Origin of the sequence: Aerolutibacter ruishenii (assembly GCF_007830115.1) — a bacterium.
Lineage (GTDB): Bacteria > Pseudomonadota > Gammaproteobacteria > Xanthomonadales > Xanthomonadaceae > Aerolutibacter > Aerolutibacter ruishenii.
The window spans coordinates 1-21416 of sequence record NZ_VLKP01000013.1; the positions used below are offsets into that span (position 1 = coordinate 1).

21 protein-coding genes and 1 riboswitch are annotated in these 21416 nt (G+C 68.3%); of the genes, 6 read left to right on the plus strand and 15 right to left on the minus strand.

What is annotated here, in order from left to right; translation table 11 throughout:
• From IP93_RS15990 to IP93_RS13565, 4 genes are all read right to left on the minus strand, one after another.
• The coding region (locus IP93_RS15990) for a transposase family protein (protein WP_144816585.1) at positions 1 to 261 on the minus strand (261 nt) is incomplete at its 3' end.
• Between the two features lie 142 nt (positions 262 to 403).
• Complete coding sequence (locus IP93_RS13555) at positions 404 to 922, minus strand: hypothetical protein (protein WP_144816587.1); 519 nt, start codon at positions 920 to 922, stop codon at positions 404 to 406.
• 131 nt (positions 923 to 1053) lie between these two features.
• Positions 1054 to 2256 (minus strand): integrase family protein, encoded by a 1203-nt coding sequence (locus tag IP93_RS13560; RefSeq protein ID WP_144816589.1) that lies wholly within the window; start codon positions 2254 to 2256, stop codon positions 1054 to 1056.
• Between the two features lie 283 nt (positions 2257 to 2539).
• Positions 2540 to 3769, minus strand: coding sequence for a CapA family protein (locus IP93_RS13565; RefSeq protein WP_338419422.1), 1230 nt, complete (start codon positions 3767 to 3769; stop codon positions 2540 to 2542).
• Between the two features lie 172 nt (positions 3770 to 3941).
• Between IP93_RS13565 and radA the strand changes: the two genes are divergently transcribed.
• Complete coding sequence (radA, locus tag IP93_RS13570) at positions 3942 to 5354, plus strand: DNA repair protein RadA (RefSeq protein WP_144816592.1); 1413 nt, start codon at positions 3942 to 3944, stop codon at positions 5352 to 5354.
• A 66-nt stretch (positions 5355 to 5420) separates the two neighbouring features.
• Here radA and azu read toward each other — a convergent pair whose 3' ends face one another.
• From azu to IP93_RS13620, 10 genes are all read right to left on the minus strand, one after another.
• Complete coding sequence (gene azu / locus IP93_RS13575) at positions 5421 to 5879, minus strand: azurin (protein WP_144816594.1); 459 nt, start codon at positions 5877 to 5879, stop codon at positions 5421 to 5423.
• A gap of 31 nt (positions 5880 to 5910) precedes the next feature.
• Positions 5911 to 6720, minus strand: coding sequence for a c-type cytochrome (locus IP93_RS13580; protein WP_158636352.1), 810 nt, complete (start codon positions 6718 to 6720; stop codon positions 5911 to 5913).
• The gene (locus tag IP93_RS13585; RefSeq protein WP_158636353.1) at positions 6717 to 9230 is read right to left on the minus strand and encodes an MtrB/PioB family outer membrane beta-barrel protein; all 2514 of its coding nucleotides are present in this window, start codon (positions 9228 to 9230) and stop codon (positions 6717 to 6719) included. The genes IP93_RS13580 and IP93_RS13585 overlap by 4 nt, the downstream gene beginning before the upstream one ends.
• 13 nt (positions 9231 to 9243) lie before the next feature.
• Complete coding sequence (locus IP93_RS13590; RefSeq protein ID WP_144816599.1) at positions 9244 to 10287, minus strand: DmsE family decaheme c-type cytochrome; 1044 nt, start codon at positions 10285 to 10287, stop codon at positions 9244 to 9246.
• 86 nt (positions 10288 to 10373) lie between these two features.
• The gene (locus IP93_RS13595; protein ID WP_144816601.1) at positions 10374 to 11027 is read right to left on the minus strand and encodes a TetR/AcrR family transcriptional regulator; all 654 of its coding nucleotides are present in this window, start codon (positions 11025 to 11027) and stop codon (positions 10374 to 10376) included.
• A gap of 58 nt (positions 11028 to 11085) precedes the next feature.
• Entirely contained in the window at positions 11086 to 12669 is a 1584-nt protein-coding gene (locus IP93_RS13600) for a DHA2 family efflux MFS transporter permease subunit (protein ID WP_144816604.1), read from the minus strand.
• Between the two features lie 7 nt (positions 12670 to 12676).
• Complete coding sequence (locus IP93_RS13605; RefSeq protein ID WP_144816605.1) at positions 12677 to 13864, minus strand: HlyD/EmrA/EmrK family protein; 1188 nt, start codon at positions 13862 to 13864, stop codon at positions 12677 to 12679.
• Positions 13865 to 13903: 39 nt separating this feature from the next.
• Positions 13904 to 15400, minus strand: coding sequence for an efflux transporter outer membrane subunit (locus tag IP93_RS13610; protein ID WP_144816607.1), 1497 nt, complete (start codon positions 15398 to 15400; stop codon positions 13904 to 13906).
• A 2-nt stretch (positions 15401 to 15402) separates the two neighbouring features.
• A complete protein-coding gene (locus IP93_RS13615) occupies positions 15403 to 15852 on the minus strand; it encodes a MarR family winged helix-turn-helix transcriptional regulator (protein ID WP_144816608.1) in 450 nt (149 codons plus the stop codon).
• Between the two features lie 114 nt (positions 15853 to 15966).
• Entirely contained in the window at positions 15967 to 16761 is a 795-nt protein-coding gene (locus IP93_RS13620; RefSeq protein ID WP_144816610.1) for a cytochrome C assembly family protein, read from the minus strand.
• Between the two features lie 106 nt (positions 16762 to 16867).
• Here IP93_RS13620 and IP93_RS13625 point away from each other — a divergent pair, with 106 nt between their 5' ends.
• A complete protein-coding gene (locus tag IP93_RS13625) occupies positions 16868 to 17191 on the plus strand; it encodes a hypothetical protein (protein WP_144816612.1) in 324 nt (107 codons plus the stop codon).
• Positions 17192 to 17223: 32 nt separating this feature from the next.
• On the opposite strand, the gene IP93_RS13630 is transcribed toward IP93_RS13625, so the two are convergent.
• Entirely contained in the window at positions 17224 to 17628 is a 405-nt protein-coding gene (locus IP93_RS13630; protein WP_144816613.1) for a ribonucleotide reductase subunit alpha, read from the minus strand.
• Between the two features lie 156 nt (positions 17629 to 17784).
• Positions 17785 to 17928, plus strand: a riboswitch (molybdenum cofactor riboswitch).
• On the opposite strand from IP93_RS13630, the gene moaA reads away from it, so the two are divergent.
• The 4 genes from moaA to IP93_RS13650 all read left to right on the plus strand — a co-directional run bounded on the left by moaA (position 17919) and on the right by IP93_RS13650 (position 21415).
• Complete coding sequence (gene moaA / locus IP93_RS13635; protein ID WP_144816615.1) at positions 17919 to 18899, plus strand: GTP 3',8-cyclase MoaA; 981 nt, start codon at positions 17919 to 17921, stop codon at positions 18897 to 18899. (Overlaps the previous riboswitch by 10 nt.)
• 7 nt (positions 18900 to 18906) lie before the next feature.
• Positions 18907 to 19905: a bifunctional molybdenum cofactor biosynthesis protein MoaC/MoaB gene (gene moaCB / locus IP93_RS13640; protein ID WP_144816617.1), complete on the plus strand. Its 999-nt coding sequence runs from the start codon at positions 18907 to 18909 to the stop codon at positions 19903 to 19905.
• The gene (locus IP93_RS13645) at positions 19902 to 21158 is read left to right on the plus strand and encodes a molybdopterin molybdotransferase MoeA (protein WP_144816619.1); all 1257 of its coding nucleotides are present in this window, start codon (positions 19902 to 19904) and stop codon (positions 21156 to 21158) included. The genes moaCB and IP93_RS13645 overlap by 4 nt, the downstream gene beginning before the upstream one ends.
• Entirely contained in the window at positions 21155 to 21415 is a 261-nt protein-coding gene (locus IP93_RS13650) for a MoaD/ThiS family protein (RefSeq protein WP_144816621.1), read from the plus strand. The genes IP93_RS13645 and IP93_RS13650 overlap by 4 nt, the downstream gene beginning before the upstream one ends.
• Position 21416: the final 1 nt, after the last annotated feature.

Sequence of the window (21416 nt, forward strand, 5' to 3'; positions counted from 1 at the left end):
CTCCAGGCGGGGTCCGCAGCTCGTACACGCCAGCCGCAGCCGCGGCACCCACAGCTCCACCGAATCGTTGAAAACCGGCAGATCACGGATCCGACGTACGCTGCGGTCATGGATCGTGGCCGCCGACTCGCCACAGCCCGAGCAATGGCGCACCACGCCGTCCAGCGGAGCCAGTTCCACGACCAGCCAACGCTGCTGGCCACGCTGCTCATGCCGCCATCGCGACACCCCATACCCCACCCAGCCACCCAGCTGGGCCATACAATCCTCTTCGGCCACGGCCGACCCCAGTTTGTAGTCTCGACAACCACAAATTAGCCGGGTCGGCCGTGTGCCACTCCCTCAGTTGGGAGAAGAACCTTTCTTTTCATCGCCTTGTGGTGCGTGGCGCGCCGACTGCGGATCAGGCGGCCGCTTCCTCAGGCGTCATGACGGGGACTTGAGCTTTGGCGTCATCTGCCTTCTGGGCGTTGTAGAGGTGCTTCGCCTTCTCCCATACGAGGGCAGCCGTGACGCGTGCATGGAGTTCGTGCATGCCCTCGAATCCGCGCAGGTAGTCAGTCAGCGCGGCGGTCGGCCAGTCCTCTGCGCCGTAGACGTCCGCCAAATCGATGTAGTAACGGTACCAGTCGTACTCCGCGTGGCAGTCGAGTACGTCCGCGCCGAACCCGCGCAGGGCAGTCGCCTCGTCGAGGTCCTTCTTCACCGCCTCGAGGAGTACCCAGCCCTCGTCGTTGTCATGGTCTCTGTCACTGAGGATACTCGTCGGCATCAGCTTCCAGGCCGAGACGAGGCGCTCCGTGGAGCCGCCGGTTTCCGACGGCGCAAGATCGATCGCGACCGCAAACAATTGGTAGCGAGCGAACTCATAGATACCAGCCACGGCCTTGGTGTTCGTTTCGATGTTTCGGTTCTGGCTCATGTGCATTTTTCCCAGTTGGTTGTCACTGATCGGGCGACCAGCTGGTGAGGAATGCTAAGCACACTTTTCGACGCCGTATGTAAACGAATGCTGGAACTGCCGCCTTCCCGACATTTCCGAGGAACGTTTATTTACAGCGCACCAGCGCGCGTGCTTGCGAGGCGAGGGGGCCACTCGCCCTCCGTCCACGCGAGGCCGAGCTGTTCGAGGATGTAGCGCGACGCCGCCTCCTGGTGCTTGCGCAGGTGCTCGGGCCCGACGTGGATGTAGCCCATCGTGACGTTGCTCGCCGCGTGGTTGAGCAGATACTTCAGCTCAAGCAGCGGGACTCCCGCCTGCACGGCGAGCGTGGCGAACGTGTGCCGCAGGGCGTGCCCCGTCAGTCCGTCCAGCTCGTGCTGCGCGACCTCGGCGACGTGGCCCGACTTCGAGTCGGCGGGGAACAGCCACGGGCTCTTGCGGTGCAGGCGCGGGTTCTCCTCGACGCGGTGGCCGAGCAGGTCGGCGAGCGGCCCGGACAGCGGCAGGTCGAACGCGCGGGTCGATCCGCCCTTGGGCTTGGGCACGTGCAGGCGCCCGGAAGCGAGGTCTAGGTCCGAGGCCCGCGCCTCGCAGGCCGACGTGCGCCGCATGCCGGTGAGCACCATGAATAGGTGCAGGTCCCGCCGCACCGGGTGGAGGCCGAGCACCGCCTTGCCCCACGCCTTGAGCCTGTCCGTCGGGGCGTCCACCTTGCGGCGCCGCAGCCCGTGGTAGTCCACGTTCCCGCAGGGGTTCGGCGGCAGGTCGGGGTGCTCCCGCAGGCCCCGGTTGTACACGGCCCTGAAGATGCGGAAGGCGTTGTCCGCCGAGGGCGCACCGTGCCGCTCGGTGATCCTGCGGTGCCTGTCGCGCACGCCCGAGCGGTCCGCGCCGAGCTCGGCCAGCGGCCGGTCGAGCCAGTCAGATAGGTATTGCTCGCAGTTGTAGCGGTAGTCGCCCTTGGTCCGCGGTGACAGCGGCTTGGCCGCTAGGTGGAGGTCGAGCGCCTCGCGCAGGGTGATCCCTCGGGCACGCGCCCGGCGGCGCTCCTCGTTCGGGTTGACCCCGCCGCGCATTCCGACCAGCGTTTGCCTGGCGGCGTCGCGGGCCTGCTTAGCGTCCATCGCCGGGTGGTCGCCCAGCTTCGTCCTGACTTGACGGCCGTTGACGAGGGATTGCACGTAGAAGCTGCGCTTGGTGGCGGTGACGATGAGGTAGAACCCCCTCATCTCTGTGTCGGCGTACAGGACCGACTTGCTGGGCTCGGGGCGGGGAGCCCTCTCGACGAGGGACTGGGTGATCTTCGACTTCATGCTGGCTCCGTGGGTGGCGGGGCCACGACGCGAACACGCTTTTGCGCCACAAGTTGCCGTGTTCAGACGCGCCGTAACTGCCCCTGAAGCCTCATTAAGTCGTGGATTTCCCTCGGTGTAAGCGGCCCCGGGCCGTCTGATTTCAAATCATGGCACTAAGCGCACGCAGCGATTCGTAATGCGTAGGTCGTAGGTTCGATTCCTATTTCCGGCACCATCTTCAAAGTCCCGCTCCGGCGGGACTTTGTCGTTTTGGGCCTGACGGCTGCGCGTTCGATGGCGCCTATTGCCAGCGCAGCCCAAACCGGCCGTCCGGCCCCAGATCCACGTCGCATCCGAACGGACGGCACTCTCGGCGCAGGCGGTCTCTCAGCCAGATGCGATCCCGGTCCCCGGCTTGGTTGATCCGCAGCCGACGGATACGGGTCGGCACCATGGCCAGTTCCAGCAGACGGCCGCTGCCTCGCGCCAGCGTGGGGAAATACAGCAGTCCGAGTTCGCCGCGGTACGCGTCGTGGCCCTCGATGCCCTCGTAATCGTTGAGCAGGTCGCCGCAGCCGTGCAGGATCAGTCGATCGCGATGCACCTCGATGGCTTTGACGTGGTGGGAGGAGTGGCCGTGGATCACGTCCACGCCTGCTTCGTCGATCAAGGCATGGGCAAATTCGCGTTGATCTTGTGGGACGGAGTAGTCCCAGTTGCCTCCCCAGTGCATCGAGAACACCACGCAATCGCCGTCCTGCCGGTATCGCTGGACGAGGGCAGCGAGCCGCCCCACGGTCCGGGATGAAAGGTCCGGAAGGCGATGCACGCCGGCGCGGGTTGATTGGGCGGCCCACGATGGCGGCACCCCCGAGTCGCCGGTCGCGGCGGCGAATACCAGCATGCGCGCGCCATTGCCCAGCGGCAGGATCGCCGGTGCCTGCGCCGCGGCCACGTCGTCGCCCGCCCCGGTGCTCGCCATGCGTGCGCCATGCAAGCTCGTGATGGTATCGCGCAGGCCAGTGCGACCCCAATCCAGTACGTGGTTGTTGGCGAGCACGCAACAATCGATGCCTGCGGCTGACAGGCAGGGCAGGTTGCGGGGATGCATGCGGTAGTGGATGCCCTTGGGCCAGTGCCGGTTGCTGAGGGTGATGGCGGTTTCCAGGTTGACGATGCGCACATCGGGCCGTTGCCGCTCCAGTTCCGCCAGCGCCTCGCCCCAGACATACGCGTACGTGGCAGGGCGGGGAATTTCACCGCTCTGCCGCTCGGCCAGCGCCACGTACCTGCGTGCATCGCGGACGTAGGTTTCATGGAGGGCCGGATCCGAGGGGTGCGGCAGGATCTGGTCGATGCCGCGCCCCAACATGACATCGCCGCACAGGAACAAGCGGATTGCATGTGGCATGGGAGTGCTCTCCGGTGCCGGTGCGGCGGCTGCCGCCAGCAGTGAGGCGACAGGCCCGGCCGTTGCGATGCCGCAACCCAGTCCGGTTGAAAGCTGCAGGAAGTGTCGTCGTCCACGCATGCCGGCTGCCCATCCAGCACCATCTTGGTCCTTCCATGCAGGTCACGCCAGCCGATGGAGACCAACGGCCGCACGCGGCGATGCGGGTAACGTGGGACGGGCAGCGGCATGTCGTCTCGTCCCGCGCGACACCGACCGGCTACAGTGTCGGTATCCAACCACCCACACCGTCATGTCCGTCTCCAGCAAGTCCACGTCCAGATCCCGCACCGCCTACGTCTGCTCCGAATGCGGCGCCGACCACACCAAGTGGCAGGGCCAGTGCGCCGAGTGCGGGGCGTGGAACACGCTGAGCGAGTTCGTGGTGCAGCCGGCGGCCAGCGTGGCGAAGGGCGGCGTGGCGGCCTCGCGCCGCAGCAGCTGGGCCGGCAAGGCCGACGCGCCGGCCATCACTCCGCTCAAGGACGTGCGCCATTCCGAGGAAAGCCGGGTCAGTACCGGTATCGGTGAACTGGACCGGGTGCTGGGCGGTGGTCTGGTGCACGGCGCCGTGGTGCTGGTCGGCGGCGACCCCGGCATCGGCAAGTCCACGCTGCTGCTGCAGGCGGTGGTGAAGATGGCCGGCGAGCTGCCGGCGCTGTACGTCACCGGCGAGGAGTCGTTGGCGCAGGTGGCTGGCCGCGGCGCGCGCCTGGGCCTGCCGCTGGACGGCGTGCACGCGCTGGCCGAGACCGGCATCGAACGCATCCTCGAACATGCGGCGACGATGCGGCCGCGGCTGATCGTGGCCGACTCGGTGCAGACGCTGTGGACCGAGGAACTGAGCGCGGCGCCCGGTTCGGTCAGCCAGGTGCGCGAGAGCGCGGCGCGGCTGGTGCGTTACGCCAAGGAGACCGGCACGTCGGTGTTCCTGGTGGGCCACGTCACCAAGGAGGGCGGCATCGCCGGCCCGCGTGTGCTGGAGCACATGGTCGATGCGGTGCTGTATTTCGAGGGCGAGAGCGGTAGTCGTTTCCGCGTGCTGCGTGCGTTCAAGAACCGCTTTGGCGCGGTCAACGAGCTGGGCGTGTTCGCGATGGGCGACAAGGGCCTGCGCGAGGTGCCCAACCCGTCGGCGATCTTCCTGTCCGGAAGCGAGCGCCCGCAGCCGGGCAGCTGCGTGATGGTCACCCGCGAGGGCACGCGCCCGCTGCTGGTGGAGGTGCAGGCGCTGGTGGATGCCTCGCCGCTGTCCAACCCGCGTCGCGTGGCGGTGGGCATGGAGGGCAACCGCCTGGCCATGCTGCTGGCGGTGCTGCATCGCCACGGTGGGGTGGGCGTGGGCGACCAGGACGTGTTCGTGAACATCGTCGGCGGTATCCGCGTGCAGGAAACCGCGGCCGACCTGCCGGTGTTGCTGTCGGTGCTGTCGTCGCTGCGCGACCGGCCGCTGGCCGAGCGCACGATTGCCTTCGGCGAGGTGGGCCTGTCCGGCGAGATCCGCCCGGTGCCCAACGGTGAGGAGCGGTTGAAGGAAGCGGCCACGCACGGCTTCAAGCGCGCCATCGTGGCCAAGGCCAATGCGCCCAAGTCCGGGCACGTCGGTGAGATGCAGGTCGTTGCCGTTGAGCGTCTGGCCGAGGCGTTGGACGCCGCGAGGGAGTGATTCCTGTCGGGGCGATGGGTGCCAGCGGCGGATTCGCGCTGGCACCCAACGGCGGGCGTACCCAGATCAACGCAGGTTGATCGTGCCCTTCATCAGCGTGGAGTGCCCCGGGAAGCTGCAGAAGAACGAGTAGGGCCCGCCGGCGGCGAGCTTGGCGACCGGGATCTTCACGGTGGTCGATTCGCCGCCGCCGATCAGCTTGCTGTGGGCGATGACCCGGGCATCGTTGGCCTTGAGATAGTCGTTGGCGACGCCCGCCTTGATGCCGTCGGCGTCGATGCCGGCCATGTCGCTGCTCTTGGCGATCACGATGTTGTGGCCCATGGCGGCCTTGGGCATCTTGCCGACGTGCTTGAGCGTGACGGTGAAGGTCTGGCAGGTGCGCGGGATGTCCAGGCTTGCCACGTTGTAGCGCATGGCGTCGTTGGCATCGATCGTGGCAGTGCAGCCGGACTGGGCGAAGGCCTGGGGTGCGAAGGCCAGCCCGCCCAGCAGCAGGCAGCCAGGAAGCGCGTATCGGAACATGTGAAAACTCCTTGGTGGGGGGAGGGACGGCTCAGTTGCCATAGAGGCTGGAAAGGTAGGATGACAGCGCGGCGATGCTGTCCGGGTCCAGGCGATGGCCGACGCCGCTCATGACCAGGTCGGGCGTGGAGTCGTTGAACTCGTCGCCCTGGTACTGGCCCAGGCGGATCTGCAGGTAGTCGCGCTGCTGGCCGCGCAGGATGGGATAGGTCGCGTACGGAACGTGGCCGCTGCGGTTGGGCTGCAGTGCGTTGCGGAAGCCGAGGGCATCGCGGCCATGGCAGCCCTGGCAGGGCGGGATGCCCGCCTCGGGCGAACCCTCCAGGTACAGCGCTTGTCCACGGGCCAATACGTCGGCCGCAGGCGGTGTAGCGGTCTCATCGCCGGGACGGTCCGCCGGCAGCGGTGGGTTGGGCGGCAGGCTGGCGTAGTACGCCGCGAGGTCGCGCATGTCCGCATCGCTCAGGTCGGCCACCAGGGGTGTCATCGTGCTGGGCGGCAGGTTGCCGAGTTTGCTTTCGACGAGTTGCCAGTACATGTACTCGGCACGCTGTCCGGCCAGGTTGGGGAAGATCGGCACGATGGAGATGCCCTGTTCACCATGGCAGTTCGAGCACAAGGCGGATTTGGCCTTGCCCGCGGCTGCGTCGCCCCGGAGCGGCTGGATGCGCCTGAGGTCAAGCAGCGGCCCCGCGGCGTGAGGCGCAGCCGATTCGTGTACCCCGTCCTGTGGTGCGGGCGGCGGTGCGTCCTGCGCGCGGACCTGGGCATACGCCAGCAGCACCAGCAGACTGCCGGTGGCCAGCGACAAAATCGTGGAGAGCGTGCCTGTTGGTTTCACAGCTCCATCTCCATCGTGACGCCGACCATGTTGACCGAATAGTCTTCCGGGCCGCCGTCGGTGTAGACCATGCGGCCGATCACCTGTCCGTTTTCGAAGCCGGTGTAGTGCCAGTCGAACAGGCTTCCCTTCTGCCAGGTATCGAACAGGCGCAGGTTGAGCCGTTCGTTGACCGGGAAGGTGATCCCGAGGGTGACGGTATTGGTCCGCCAGCTCATGGTGGGAAACTCACCGCGCAGGTCCGGGGTGGCTTGGGCCGGCACACTTAATGCGCCGGGCGAGACGTAACGGTAGCGGGTGTCGCCGCGGGAGTAGATGAAGTTCCAGTCGGCCGTCAGCGTGGCCCGGCCCATGCGCTGGCTGAGGTTGGCGCCGGCGTAGTGATTGCGCTGGCGGTCGTTCATCCACCAGCGGTTGGCCAAGGGGTAGCTGGTGCCGCCCAGGTTGGGGTCGGGGGTCAGGGCGAGGTCGTTGACGTTGGCGCTGTCCAGCTCGGACTGGTCGTGCCCGTACCAGGCGCTGGCCACGGTGCGCCAACCCGGCTGCCACTCCCATTGCAGGCTGGTGCCGTAGGTGTCCCAGCCGGTGCGACCGAGCTGGGCGTCGTAGTCGTTGCTTTCGCCGCGCACCTGCGCGCTGAGGGTCATGTCGTGCGGCAGCGTGAACATCGCCATCACGTTGAGCTTGTTGCGGGTCAGGCCGCCGACGTCGTACTTGCGCAGTTGCGCCACGGTGTGGGCAGCCGTACCGCCGGGCGGCGGAGTGTAGCCGGGCAATGAACTGGAAAAAGTGAAGTCGTAGGGGTCGTAGTTGTACTCGCTGCCCGTGCGATGCAGCCAGGTGTAGTTGGCGCGCAGGGTCAGCCAGTCGATGGCGCGGTTGTTCCACGTCAGCTTGACGCTGTGGTCGCGGCTGGTGGCGACCTCGCGGTGGGTGCGCTCCACGCGGTCGAAGGTGTAGCTGGCGCCGACGTTGTTCTTGTTGCCCAGCCGCCAGTCGCCGCCGAGCACGAATTGCTGCGTCTGCTTGTCCAGCGGCAGGTTGCGGATGCGGGTCAGGACATGGCTGTTCAGCCCGTCGTCCCAGAGGCCCATCTCGAAGGGAACGGCGCTGCCCTGCGCGCCATTTTCCGCGATGTAGCCCCATTGGTTGGTCAGCGGGTTGTAGCTGCGGTAGGTGCCGTCGTAATCGTCGCGCTGGTGGCGGGCGGTGACGCGCCAGGTGAACTTGTCGCTGGGCTGCATCACCAGCTTCGCATCAAGCAGGTGCGAGTTGATCGCCAGGTCCGCGTTGGGCCGGGATAGCGCGGCGGAGGTGTTCCAGTTGGCGCAGTCGATCAGTCCGCCGGGGATCGGAATGCCCAGCTGTCCCTGGCACTCGTTGTGCGCGGTGAGCGCTTCGTTCTGCCGGGAACGGCTGCCGGACAGCGCAAGGCTGAACTCGCCATCGCCGGACACCTTGCGGGTAAAGCTGGCGCGCAGGTTGTGGTAGTCGTTCTCGGGCTCGTAGGCAAACCCGCCACTGGTGATCAGCGGCGTCGTCACGCCCGGCACCACCGACCTGACGTTGAACGGCACTTCGTAATCGAAGCTGGAGAACGTATTGCGGAAGAACGAGCCCGAGTAGCTGAAGCTCATCCGCCAGACATTGCCGCTGAAACGCGCGCCGCCAGTGACGTTGATGGTGCTGTCGTCGATGGGGCGCGGGGTCTCGTAGATGCCGCCCAGCGAGGAGAAGAAGAACGCGCCGCCGAACGGCCGCGTGCCGTTGCGGCTTTCATGGCTGGCGTTGCCGAAGAAGCTCCAGCGGGGATTGAGGTAGTACTGGAGGCCGACGCCTTGCTTGTCGCGCACCACGCTCAGCATCCGTTCCGGACTGGCGGCCGATACCGCGGCCACCTGCGCGGTCGTGCTGGCTGCCGGGGCCAGGCCCGGCTTGAGGGTGAGATGGCGGCTGCCCACGCCGTTCCAGATGGAACGGGCGTTGCCGCTGGTCACATTGCTCTGCGCGCGCGCGAAAGCCTGGACGCGGTACTTGCCGGCCTGCCCGAAGACGGTGCGCAGGTAGTAGCTGTCGTCATTGATGAAACTGCTGCGCACCTCGGCGTAATGGCCGTCGGCGGGCCGCTCGAAGCGCAGGTTGGCGCTGAAGGTCACGCCGTCCTCGAAGTTGGAGAAGCGCCGCCAGGCCATGTTGTCTTCGTCCCCGCTGACCGCGAGCCAACCCAGGCCCAGCGTGCCGCGGTGGCGCCACGCGCCCGTGCCGGTGAAGGGCGGGTAGTCGGGCGTGCAGGCGAACAGGGCGCCCGTGGGGGTGTGCTTGCGCTCGTCGTTCAGCCAGCTGCTGCCGTAGGGCGTGCAGCCGTGGACGTTCTGTCCGTTGGGGTCCAGCGGTGTGCCGAACTGCAGGTCGACGCCGCTGCCGCTGTCCTGCGCCCATGCGATGCAAGGGGCGAGCGCCAAGGTCAGCAGGCTGCGCTGGAACAACATAGTGCGCTGGCATCCGGACATGACGGATTCTCCTTCAGCGGTGCAGACGCGGCCCCGATGGACTGTTGGACCCATGGATCTGCGCGTGGCAACTGATGCAGGCGCGGCCCATGGCCCGTTCATTGGGGCCGGCGCCGCTCGCCAGTTGCTGCGTGGTCATCAGGTCGTTCGGGTGGCGCATGTGCGAATGGCATTGCTGGCACAGCATCGGCATCGGCGCGACCAGCAAGGCGTGCTGGTTGGAGCCGTGCGGGGTGTGGCAGTTGAGGCAGTTGTCGCGTACCGGGGCATGCTCGAACAGGAAGGGACCGCGCTTCTCTGCATGGCACTGGTAGCAGGTCTCGTTGACCGTGTCGGTCTTGACCAGCGACGCGTTCAACGTGCCGTGCGGGTTATGGCAGTCCACGCAGGCCATCTGGCCTTCGGGCAGCGGCATGTGCGAGCGGCGGTTGAACTGCTGGCGGATGTCGTTGTGGCAGGTGGCGCAGGTCTGGTTGATCGATTGCTTGGCGGTCAGCCCCTCGGCGGCCACCTGGGTCATGGGGTTGTGGCAATCGCTGCACGACAGCCCGTTGCGCTGGTGGACGGAGCCGAGCCAGTGGTCGCGCGGGCCGCCCGAATGGCAGGCCATGCAGGTGGCGGCCTGGGTTTCAACCGGCGTGCCGCCCTTCTTGGTGAAGGCGATGATCTGGCCCGGCTGGGTCGGATTCCTGGCGTGCGTGGACCCGGGGCCGTGGCAGGCCTCGCAGGTGGCGGTGGAGCCATCGCGCTTGAGCGCGGTTTCCATGCCCAGGGCATGGGTGGAATGGGCAAAGTTGTCGGCCTCCTTGGCGTGGCAGGCGGTGCAGACCTGCTGGCCCACGGGCCGGGCGTCGGGCGCTTGCGGGTTGCGCGCCGCGCGCGCACCGCTGAAGCCGGTGACCATCCCGGAGGTGAGCGCCTGGCCGGAGTCGGGGGCACCAAAATGCGTGGCCGGCAGCTGCTGCTGCGCCTGGGCAGTGCCGGTCTTCAGTACGCTGGTGCCACCAATGGCCAAGGCCACGACGATCAGCAACAGCCAGAACAGGGCGTTTCGCATGCCCGTCTCCCCATGCGTCACTGCAAAGTGTAATTACTGTTACGGATGATTCAGCTGGCGTTTGGGGAATGTCAAGTTGCGCCGCGTCAACGCTCCCGCAGGCGGAAACCGTCCAGCATGATGGCGAGCGCGGCGTGTGCGGCCTGGCGGGTCCGGTCGGGGTCGGGGGTCTCGTCGATGCCGCTGATGCAGCGGATCAGCGTTTCCCCGACCAGGCCCATGAAGAACATGCGGGCCGCGTGCGCCGGGTGGGGTGCGTGCAGGCGTCCGGCGGCGTGCTGGCGCTGCAGGTAACGGCACAGGATGTCCTGGGCCGGCGCCACGGTCTGGGCAAAGAACATGTCGCGGATTTCCGGCACGTCCCGCCCGTCGGCGATGGCGATGCGGTTGATCAGCAGCGTCTCGGGCTTGAGCAGGACGTCGATCACCCCGTCCGCGGCCTCGGCCAGTGCCCGCGCCGGGGGCGTTGCGTCGTTGCCCAGCGGTAGCAAGCCCGCGACCAGCAGGTCGGCCTCGCGCGAAATCAGCGCGTGCGCCAGCCCCTGCTTGTTGCCGAAAGCGCGATAGAGCGTCGCCATGGAGCCGCCCGAGCGGGCGACGATATCGCCCAGTCGCGCGTTGCGCCAGCCCTTGGCGCTGAATTCGGCAACGGCCGCTTCCAGCATGAGTTCCGCACGCCGTTCGCCGCGCGCATCAAGCGAGGTGGGCGGGGGCGTGGCTGGTTCTGGTGTTCGGGGCATGGCGAAAGGACGTTGGGCCTCGCTCCATGCTAAGCCCCACTGCAGTGGAATCAACTCATCAATGCCCACCTGCCGCCGTACCCCCCATCTTGGCCGTGAACGGCGGCCTGGCCAGCCACACGAACGCGATCACCACCACGAAGGCGATGCCCAGCACGTGGAAGATCTCGTTGAAGCCGATTTGCCACGCCTGCTGCGCGATCATCCGGTCCAGCAGCATCGCGCCGCGCTGCAAGTCGCCCTGGCCCAGCGCGCCCACGGTCTGCTGCATGGCCGGGTCGGTGGCGCTGATGTGTTCGGTCAGTTGTGCGTGGTGGATGGTGCTGCGCTGCGTCCACGCCCACGTGGTCAGTGATGCGGCAAAGCTGCCGCCCAGCGTGCGCACGAAGGTGGCCAGGCCCGAGCCCGCGGCGATCTCGTGCGGCGCCAGGTCCGACAGCAGGATGGTCAGCACCGGCATGAAGAACAGCGCCACGCCCAGGCCCTGCCACAGCTGCACCATTGCCACGTGGTTGAAGTCCACGTCCAGGTTGAAGCCGGCGCGGATGAAGCTGGTGACGGCCAGCACGACGAACGCCAGGCTGGCCACCAGGCGCAGGTCGAAGCGCGCCGCGTACAGGCCCACGAACGGCGTCAGCAGCACCGGCAATATGCCGATAGGCGCGCTGGCGAAACCGGCCCAGATCGCGGTGTAGCCCAGGTTGCGCTGCAGCCACAGCGGCACCAGCAGGCCCACCGCGAAGAACGCCGAATAGGCGATCGTCAGCGCCAGCGTGCCCGCCGCGAAGTTGCGATGGCGGAACAGGCGCAGGTTGACGATCGGGTCCTTCTCGGTCAGTTCCCAGATCAGGAACACCGCCAGCGCGATAGCGGCGACAATGGCCAACACCACGATGGTGGGCGAGTTGAACCAGTCTTCGTCGTTGCCCAGGTCCAGAAGCACCTGCAGGGCGCCCACGCCGATCACCAGCGTGGCCAGGCCCACGTAATCCATCTTCGGTTTTTCCAGCCGCTCCGGACGGCCCTTGAGCTGCCGCCCGACCACCACGCTGGAGAAGATGCCGATGGGGATGTTGATGAAGAAGATCCATTCCCAGCTGTAGTTGTCGGTGATCCAGCCTCCCAGAATCGGGCCCGCGATGGGCGCGACCACGGTGACCATGGCCAGCAGCGCCAGCGCCTGCCCGCGCTTGTTGGGCGGGTAGATGGAGATCAGCAGCGCCTGCGTGACCGGGTACATCGGCCCGGCGACGAAGCCCTGCAACGCGCGCGCGGCCACCAGCAGGCCCATGCTGTTGGCCAGGCCGCACAGCAGCGAGGCCATCACGAACAGCAACGTGGACCACATGAACAGCTTGCGCTCGCCGAAGCGGCGGGTGAGGAAACCGGTCAACGGCAGCGCGATCGCGGTGCTCACCGCGAACGAGGTGATTACCCACGTGGCCTGGCTGCTGCTGCCACCGAGGTTGCCGGAGATGGTGGGCAGCGAGACGTTGGCGATCGTGGTGTCGAGTACCTGCATGAACGACGCGAGTGCAAGACCCATCGTCGTCAACGGGAGGCTGGCCGGGCGGAACGGGCCGGCGGCGGCCGTCGGGGCCGCGCCCGTGCCGTCGCCGGCCGTGGTGGCTTGCGCGCTCATGGTGGGGTCAGCCGTGCTTCGCGCCGGGCAGGTTGCGGCGGATAACATCCTCGATCAGCGCATCGGCATCGGCCAACTGCTTTTCGTAGGCCTTGGTCGCCAGCACCGGACCGGCCGGCGGCGCGGAGGCGAGCACCGCGCCGTTCTGGTCACGAATGCCGACGTCCACGTGCATGCTCAGCCCAAGGCGCAGCGGGTGCTTGGCCAACTGCGCCGGATCCAGTTCGATGCGCACCGGCACGCGCTGCACGATCTTGATCCAGTTGCCGCTGGCATTCTGCGCCGGCAGCAGCGAGAACGCGCTGCCGGTGCCCAGGCCCAGGCTGACCAGCTTGCCGTCGAAGGCCACGTCGTCGCCGTACAGGTCGGCATGCACTTCCACCGGCTGGCCGATGCGCATGTGGGCCAGTTGGGTCTCCTTGAAGTTGGCCTCCACCCACACCTGTTCCAGCGGGATGATGGTCATCAGTGCGGCACCCGGCTGGATGCGCTGGCCCAGCTGCACGTTGCGCTTGGCCACGTAGCCCGACACCGGCGCGACGATCGCGGCGCGTTGCAGGTTGAGGTAGGCCTGGCGAAGCTGCGCGACGGCGGCCTGCACTTGCGGCTGTTTCTGCAGCGTGGTCGCATCGACCAGTGCGCGGTTGCGCGACAGCTGGCCACGCGAGGCGGACAGCGCGGCTTCGGCCGCTGCGAGTTCCTCCCGGGCGTGTGCGAGTTCCTCCGCCGAGACGGCGCCGCTGGCGACCAGGCCCTGGCGACGCGCCACGTCTGCGCGCGTCTTCGTTACCGCCACCTGGCGCACCGCCAGGTCGGCCTGGCCGGCATCGACCGCGCTGTACAACCCGCGCACCTGGCGCACCGTGTTGGCCAGGTTGGCGGTGGCCTGCTCGTAGGCGACCTGTGCGTCGCTGGGGTCCAGCTGCACCAGCGTCTGGCCGGCGATGACCTTCATCCCGTCGTCCGCGCCGATGGCAATCACGGTACCCGTGGTCTGCGGAGTGATGGCGACGACATTTCCCTGCACGTAGGCGTCATCGGTGGTTTCGTGCCAGCGCGCGACCAGCAGGTACCACGCGGCCCAGGCGAGGGCAGCCAGCACGAGGAAGGCGAGCAGGATCAGCAGGGCGCGGTTGCGCTTGCCGTTGGATGGCGTGGCGGGCGCGTTGACGTTGGGGTTGAGTTCGGTGGTCATGGCGTGGGCCTTGGGATGCCGGGCGCGGACGCGGCGGCGTCAGGGGGCGGAGGTGGTGGATGCGGAGGCGGTAGCGTCGGTGGCGCTGGCGGGCGCGGTCAGTGGCAGCCCGCCCCCGAGCGCGCGGTTGAGTTCGATGGCGGCAAGCGCGCGTTGCGCGCGCAGCGCGGCCAGTTGCTGGTCGGCCTGCAGCAGCGGCCGCTGCGCGGCGAGCACGTCGAGTTGGGTGCCGAGGCCGGCGCGGTAGCGGGTACCGGCCAGCGTCCATGCCTGCTGCGCTGCATCGCGCGCGACGGTGACGTCGGCAATCTGCGCGTCCAGCGAGCGGGCGCTGGCCACCGCGTCGGCCACTTCGCGCAGCGCGGTGCTCAGGCTGCCGTTGTACTGCGCCACCGCCAGGTCGTAGTCGGCGTCGCTGCGTGCCAGTTGGCTGCGCAGGCGACCGCCGTCGAAGATCGGCAGGCTGATGGCGGGGCCGCCCTGCAACAGCAACGCGTTGCTGGAGAACAGGTCGCCGAGGTTCCCGGCCGCCAGGCCGACCATCGCGCTGAGGTTGATGGTGGGGTAGAACTCGGCCTTGCTGGCCTTGATGCCGTGTTGTGCGGCGTCCACGCGCCAGCGCGCGGCGACCACATCCGGGCGATGGCCCAGCAGCTCGCTGGACATCAGCGCCGGCACGGCGGGCGCTGGCGTCTTGAGCAGGGTGGGGCGCGCGATGGACAGGCCGCGGTCCGGCCCCTGTCCCAGCAGCGCGGCCAGGGCATGGCGCTGCGTCTCGATCTGGTGGCTGGCCGCCTCCTCCTGCTGCCGTGCGGTGGCGATGGCGCTCTCGGCCACGCGCACCTGCGTCTGGTTGTCCAGACCCGCCGCCACGCGTTGCTTGCCGAGTGCCAGCAGATGCTGGGCGCGGGCCTGCTCGGCCTTCGCCACGTCCTGCGCGTCGAACGCCTGCGCAAGGCCGACGTAGGCACTGCCAATCTGCGCCGACAGGGTCAGGCGCGCAGCCTGCGCATCGACTTCCGCCGCACGGGCCTGGCCGATGGCGGCCTCCCACTTGGCGCGATGGCCGCCCCACAGGTCGAAGCTGTGCTTGAAGTTGAGGCCGACGATGCCGACGCCGGTGTAATCACCGCCCAACGGCTCGGGCGCGAGGGTTTCCGGTATCCGCAGGCCGGCGTACTGCGCGCTGGCCGACAGCGACGGCTTGCGTGCGGCATCGGCCAGGCCGGCTTGGGCCTGCGCCTGGCGCATGCGGGCGTCGGCCACGTCCAGCGACGGCGTGCCGCGCAGGGCTTCGTTGATCAGCGCATCGAGTTGCGGGTCGCCGAGGGCCGTCCACCAGTCCTGGCGCGGGAAGGTGGCCTGGTCGCTGACGGCGTCGCCCAGCGTGAGGCGCGCGGAGAGCGCGTCGGCATCGGCTGGGGCGCCCGACGGCGCGAGGCCGTGCGTGCTGGCGCAACCGGTGGCGAGGGCGGCAAACAGCGCCATCGGCAAAGCCGCCGCCGTCCAGCGGCGGGTGCGGGGGAGGGAGGTCATGGTCAGGAGCCCGAAGGGGTGAGGTTGTCGCGGACCTGGATGAGCAGGGTGGTGAGGCGTTCACGGTCGGCGTCGCTCATGCCTTGCGTGGCCTGTTCGCGCACACGCTGCCCGCAATGGCTGACGTCGGTCCATAGCGACTCGCCGGCCTCTGTCATGTGGATGCGCCAGGCGCGGCGGTCCGCGGGGTCGGCCACGCGGCGGACGATGCCGCGCTCTTCCAGCCGGTCGAGCAGGCGGGTCATGGCGCCGGGGTGCAGTTGGACCACGCGGGCCAGTTCAGTCACGCCCGCGGGACCGTTGGCCAGTTCGTTCAGGGCCACGTACTGGCTGAACGTGAGTTCGTGACCGGCCTGGGCCAACTCCCGCTCCATCTGCGCCCACATGGCGTCGCGGACCTGCCGGAACAGCAGGCCAAGGGTGGAGCCGCTGCAGCTGCCAAGTTGGTTCATGCGGGCACAATATGTGCGAAGTATATATTTGTCAATGCAAATACATGTGCATGACGAATGACGCTGCAAGCCTGTTCAGATGTGTCATCTGATCAGCAGGGGCGTGAAGGGTCGTCAAACCCCTCGACGCAACACCAGCTCCAGCACGAACTTGCTACCAAAGAACGCGAGTACCAGCAACACCATCGCCACCAGGGTCCAGCGCACGGCGGTGGAACCGCGCCAGCCATAGCGCCAGCGGCCGATCAACAGTGCGCCAAAGGTCAGCCACGACAGCACGCTCAGCACGGTCTTGTGCACCAGGTGCTGGGCCAGCAGGTTGTCGACGAACAGGATGCCGGTCAGCAGTGTGGCGGTCAGCAGCACGAAGCCGGTGCTGATGGTGCGGAACAGCAGCGTCTCCAGTTCCACCAGCGGAGGCAGCGCACGCAACCAGCGATGGAACTCGCGGCGACGCAGGGCGCGTTCCTGCAGCCACAACATGATCGCCAGCAGCGCGGCCACGGCCAGGGTGGCATACGCCAGCAAGGCCAGCCAGGCATGCAACTGGAGTCGCCAATCCAGTGCTTCCGCCGCAGACGTGCCGTGGCCCTGCGCTGCAAACAGGAGCAGCATGGTGGACGCAAGCGGATAGACGACCACGCCCAGCGCGGCCATCCGCCCGCCCAGGCCGACCAGAGTGGTCAGCAGCGCCATGCCCAGCCCGACCAGCGACAGTGCGGCATAGAAGTGCATGTCGGCACCACCGTCGGCCCGCCACGAGACGGCGTGCACCAGGACGTGCGCCAGCACAGCAACGACGGCCGCCCAGGCCCAGTGGCGCGCGGTCCGGCGGTCGCTATGCATGCCATTGACGAGCAGCCCGGTCGCCAACAGGTAGAACAACACGGAAACGAGAACGAGTGTCATCGGCGAAGTGTCGCACAGCCACGCGGCCGCGGGGGTGGCGCGCACTTGGCCGCACCCGCTGGGAGCGGTGCTATCCTCGACATGGACGACTGCCTGGAGGGTTGCCATGCACGCTTCGCACGTGACGCATTCCACGGAGCACGGCCACAGTCCGCTGTGGAGGGTGTTCTGGCTTTATGGCGTGATTCCCAGCAACCTGCTCTGGATCGGGGTGCTGTGGCTGATGACCCACGGCGGGGCGCCGGGCGCCACGCTTGGCCTGCTGGCGTTCCTGCTGCCATATACCGCTTGGATCGTCTGGGCGGTATGGCAGGCCGCTCCCCACGCCAAGGACCAGCGTTACGGCGTCCTGGCCCGCGCGCTGACCGTGGCCTGGGCCATCAACACCGTGTTGATGGTGTTTTTCCTGGGGTTGCCCATGCTGCGCTGATGGCGCAGCCTCGCGTCATCCCATCGGTCAGGTCAGCCGAACTGCAGTACCTCGCCATTGCGGTCGAAGGCGGCGAAGTCCGACACCCGGCCGTTGTTGATGGCGTTCACCATGAACCGCAGCGGTTGCGCGGCCTCGTCGCTGTTGGGCGCCACGCCAGCGCGACCGCCCATGCTGCCGACGAACACGATGTCCCACGGCTGGCCGGTGGTTTCCGACTCGACCACCAGCGCCTCGAAATTCGCCACCTCGGCGGGGGTCTTGTCCACGCACAGGCTCGGGGACAGCGTTCCGCCTTCGCGTTGCGCGTGGCGCTGACGCTGGTCGTCGGTGGCGTTCTCCGGCAGGTCCACACGGGCGAACACGAACAGCAGTCGCTGCGGGTCGGGCTGGCGGTGGGCGGCGTCAAGCAGATCCTGGAAACTGGCAAGGCTCATGGTGCGGTGTCGCGTTGTAGGTGGCGGCACGCTACCACGGCCCAACGGTGGTTGCGCGTCCCGTGCTCCGCGCCGTAGTGGCAACCTGAACCACCTTGACTTCAATCAAGCGCGCCCCCCGGCTTTGGGTCTAATCTAGGCGGCAAGTGGGGTTACGCCCCGTGAGATCTCCAAGCCCGGCCGCCTGTGTCCACGTGGATATGGCAACCGGGCCGTGACCCCATCCCTGGTGGGGCCACCGGGTCGGACTGGAAACGGGCCGGCTTCCCTGTATCGGACTGGAGCACAACATGCAGACCCTCGTAGACGGCTTCGGGCGGGCGTTCCCGTACCTGCGTCTTTCATTGACGGAGGCCTGCAACTATCGGTGCAGCTATTGCCTGCCCGATGGTTACCACGCCGACGGCCCGTCCAAGTTCCTCGCGCTGGACGAGATCGAACGCCTGGTGCGCGGTTTCGCCGCGCTGGGCATGAGCAAGCTGCGCCTGACCGGCGGCGAGCCGAGCCTGCGCAAGGACCTGCCTTCGATCATCGCTTCGGTGTCGGCCGTGCCGGGCATCCGCAAGGTCGCCATCACCACCAACGGCTGCCTGCTGCCGCGCCACATCCGCACGTGGCGCGAGGCGGGCCTGACCGCGCTCAACGTGAGCCTGGACAGCCTGGACCCGGCACGCTTCGTGGCCATCACCGGTCATGACCGGTTTGCCGAGATCACCGAAGGCGTGGAGATGGCACTGGGACTGGGCTTCGACTCGGTCAAGCTCAATGCGGTGCTGTTGCGCGGTCTCAACGACGACGAGTTGCCCGCGTGGTGCCAGTACCTGCGCGAGCGCGACATCGCCATCCGCTTCATCGAGCTGATGCGCACCGGCGACAACGCGGCCTACTTCGAGCGCCACCACGTGCGCGCCGAGGCCCTGGAGGAGCAATTGCTGGCGACGGGCTGGTCGCTGCGGCCGCGTGCCGCCGATGCCGGGCCGGCCCGTGAGTACACCCACCCGGATTACCGTGGGCGCATCGGCGTCATAGCGCCGTATTCCAAGGATTTCTGCGCCGGCTGCAACCGCCTGCGCGTCACCGCGCGCGGTGACCTGCGGCTGTGCCTGTTCGGCGACTTCGGCATCGCGCTGCGGCCGTTGCTGCAGTCCGACGCGGACCACGACGCACTGGTGGCGCGCATCGCCACGCAACTGGGACTCAAGGCGGCCGGTCACGGCCTGCACCAGGGGAACACGGGCATCACCCCGCACCTGGCATCGATTGGAGGTTGAACTGGCAATGACGACGGACCGTGGCGCTGCGTTCTACATGGCCGATATCCGCAACAAGCGCCCCACGCGGCGGCGCGCCGTGGCGGTGGGTGAACTGAAGGCGGGGCCGGTGGCCTACCCGTTGATCGTGGAGCGGCGCCTGCCCAAGGGCGATGCGCTGGTGATGGCCGAAGTGGCCGGCCTGCAAGGCGCGAAGATGGCGTCGGCACTGATGCCGCTGTGCCACCCGCTGCCGCTGGAGCTGGTGCGCGTGCGCTGCGAGCCGGTGCCCGAACGCCATGCCATCCGCGTGTACTGCGAATGCGCGACCGAGGCCCGCACCGGCGTGGAGATGGAGGCGCTGGCCGGCGTCAACGCCGCGCTGCTCACCCTGTACGACCTGAGCAAGCCGGTGGAGCCGGCGCTGGGCATCGACGCCATCCGCCTGCTGTTCAAGGAAGGCGGCAAGAGCGGCCTGTGGCTGCACCCGGACGGCATGACCGACGCCGAACGCGAGCACTACCGCCCGCGCGACATGGCGCGCCTGCACGACGTGCCGTGCGCGGTGATCACGCTCAGCGACCGCGCCAGCCGCGGCGAGTACGAGGACCGCTCCGGTCCGGTGCTGGTGGAGGGCCTGCGTCGCCTGGGCGCGCGCGTGGACCACGTCGAAGTGTTGCCCGACGGGATCGATCCGCTGGCCGAACACTTGCGTTCGCTGGCAGCGCACGGCGTGCGCATCTGCCTGTGCACCGGCGGCACCGGCCTGGGGCCGCACGACGTGACCCCCGAAGCGCTGCGGCTGGTCGCCGACCGGCACGTGGAGGGGCTGGCCGAGATGTTCCGCAGCGAGAGCGCGAGACACACGCCGCTGGCGTGGCTCAGCCGCGCCGAGGTGGTGCAGGTGGGGCGCATGCTGGTGTTCGCGCTGCCCGGCAGCCCGCGCGCGGCAAAACAGGGCATGGACATCCTCGCCCCGTTGCTGGCGCATGCGCTGGCCATGGTCGATGGCGAGGCGCACGCGTGATTGGTTACGACGAGGCACTGGCCATCATCCAGCGCGAAACCGCGCGGCTCGACGTGCACCGTTGCACGCCGGAGCAGGCGCTGGGTCAGGTACTGGCCGAGACCGTGGCAAGCGGCGAGCACCTGCCACCGTTCGACAACTCGGCCATGGACGGGTTTGCGCTGCACGTGGGCGGGGCGACGCTCCGCACCGGCAGCGAGTTCGACGTGGCCGGGGCGCAGGCGGCCGGCGATGAGCGCGTACAGGCGATTGGCGGCGCGTGGGAGATCATGACCGGCGCGCGCATGCCCGAAGGGCTGGACGCGGTGGTGCCGGTGGAGCAGGTGGAGGTGCTGGCGCGCGATGCCGACGGCCGTCCGCTGCGCATCCGCCTGGCGGCTGACGTGGAAGCCGGCCAGCACGTGCGCCTGCGCGGCGAGGACGTGCTGCACGGCGCGACCGTGGTGGAAGCGGGCACGCGACTGGCACCCCAACACCTGATGCTGCTGGCGGCGCTGGGTGTGCCGTCGGTTGCAGTGACGCGGCGTCCGCGATTGGCGGTGATCACCACCGGGCGTGAATTGGTGGATGACCCGACACGACCGCTGGCCTCGGGCGAGATCCGCAACAGCAACGGTCCGTTCCTGGCGGCCCGTGCGGTGGCGGCGGGCGCCGATGTGGTGCTGCGCGAAACGGTCAGCGACGAGCCGACGGCCTATCTGGCGGCGCTGGAGCGCGCGCTGGCGGCCGGTGCCGACGTGGTGCTCAGCACCGGCGCGGTGTCGATGGGGCGCTACGACTTCGTTCCCGACACGCTGCGCGGCATCGGCGCGACCATCCACTTCCACAAGGTGCGCATCCGCCCGGGCAAGCCGCTGCTGTTCGCGCGGCTGGCGGACGGCCAGTTGTATTTCGGGCTGCCGGGCAACCCGGTCTCCAGCGCCGTGGGCCTGCGCTTCTTCGTCGAGCCGGCGTTGCGCGCCATGACCGGCCTGGCGCCGGAGCAGCCGCTGCGCGTTCCGCTTGCCATGGCGTACCGCAAGCGTGCACCGCTGCGCTTCCACCTGAAGGGGCGCGTGGAAGTGGATGGCGGCGGGCGTATGCAGGCACGCGTGCTGCAGGGCCAGGAATCGTTCCGGATCCTGCCCCTGCTGGCGGCGAATGCGTGGATCGTGGTGCCGGAGGAAGCCGATTTCCCCGGGGCGGGTGATCTGGTGGAGGTGTATGGACTGGGGCACCTGGAGGCCCCATGCATCGGCGAGGTGGTGACATGAGGGTGCAGGTGAGCCTGTTCGGGGCGTTCCGCAGTTTCGATCCGGGCGCGCAGGTGCTGCTCGACCTGCCCGATGGCGCGCGCGTGGCGGACCTGCGGCAGGCGCTGGAGCAGTACGGCAGCACGCATTGGCAGGACTTCAACCCGGCGCTGCTGCGGCGCTCGGCGTTCGCCAGCGAGACCACGGTGCTGCGCGAGGCGGACGTGCTGCCGGCCGATGGCCGGATGGCGGTGCTGCCACCGGTGAGCGGAGGTTGAG

What these genes read in the sequence shown, in the direction of transcription:
- IP93_RS13555 (WP_144816587.1), bottom strand. Translation starts at nt 922, where the DNA reads ATGAGCCAGAACCGAAACATCGAAACGAACACCAAGGCCGTGGCTGGT.
- IP93_RS13560 (WP_144816589.1), bottom strand. Translation starts at nt 2,256, where the DNA reads ATGAAGTCGAAGATCACCCAGTCCCTCGTCGAGAGGGCTCCCCGCCCC.
- IP93_RS13565 (WP_338419422.1), bottom strand. Translation starts at nt 3,769, where the DNA reads ATGCGTGGACGACGACACTTCCTGCAGCTTTCAACCGGACTGGGTTGC.
- radA (WP_144816592.1), top strand. Translation starts at nt 3,942, where the DNA reads ATGTCCGTCTCCAGCAAGTCCACGTCCAGATCCCGCACCGCCTACGTC.
- azu (WP_144816594.1), bottom strand. Translation starts at nt 5,879, where the DNA reads ATGTTCCGATACGCGCTTCCTGGCTGCCTGCTGCTGGGCGGGCTGGCC.
- IP93_RS13585 (WP_158636353.1), bottom strand. Translation starts at nt 9,230, where the DNA reads ATGTCCGGATGCCAGCGCACTATGTTGTTCCAGCGCAGCCTGCTGACC.
- IP93_RS13590 (WP_144816599.1), bottom strand. Translation starts at nt 10,287, where the DNA reads ATGCGAAACGCCCTGTTCTGGCTGTTGCTGATCGTCGTGGCCTTGGCC.
- IP93_RS13595 (WP_144816601.1), bottom strand. Translation starts at nt 11,027, where the DNA reads ATGCCCCGAACACCAGAACCAGCCACGCCCCCGCCCACCTCGCTTGAT.
- IP93_RS13600 (WP_144816604.1), bottom strand. Translation starts at nt 12,669, where the DNA reads ATGAGCGCGCAAGCCACCACGGCCGGCGACGGCACGGGCGCGGCCCCG.
- IP93_RS13605 (WP_144816605.1), bottom strand. Translation starts at nt 13,864, where the DNA reads ATGACCACCGAACTCAACCCCAACGTCAACGCGCCCGCCACGCCATCC.
- IP93_RS13610 (WP_144816607.1), bottom strand. Translation starts at nt 15,400, where the DNA reads ATGACCTCCCTCCCCCGCACCCGCCGCTGGACGGCGGCGGCTTTGCCG.
- IP93_RS13615 (WP_144816608.1), bottom strand. Translation starts at nt 15,852, where the DNA reads ATGAACCAACTTGGCAGCTGCAGCGGCTCCACCCTTGGCCTGCTGTTC.
- IP93_RS13620 (WP_144816610.1), bottom strand. Translation starts at nt 16,761, where the DNA reads ATGACACTCGTTCTCGTTTCCGTGTTGTTCTACCTGTTGGCGACCGGG.
- IP93_RS13625 (WP_144816612.1), top strand. Translation starts at nt 16,868, where the DNA reads ATGCACGCTTCGCACGTGACGCATTCCACGGAGCACGGCCACAGTCCG.
- IP93_RS13630 (WP_144816613.1), bottom strand. Translation starts at nt 17,628, where the DNA reads ATGAGCCTTGCCAGTTTCCAGGATCTGCTTGACGCCGCCCACCGCCAG.
- moaA (WP_144816615.1), top strand. Translation starts at nt 17,919, where the DNA reads ATGCAGACCCTCGTAGACGGCTTCGGGCGGGCGTTCCCGTACCTGCGT.
- moaCB (WP_144816617.1), top strand. Translation starts at nt 18,907, where the DNA reads ATGACGACGGACCGTGGCGCTGCGTTCTACATGGCCGATATCCGCAAC.
- IP93_RS13650 (WP_144816621.1), top strand. Translation starts at nt 21,155, where the DNA reads ATGAGGGTGCAGGTGAGCCTGTTCGGGGCGTTCCGCAGTTTCGATCCG.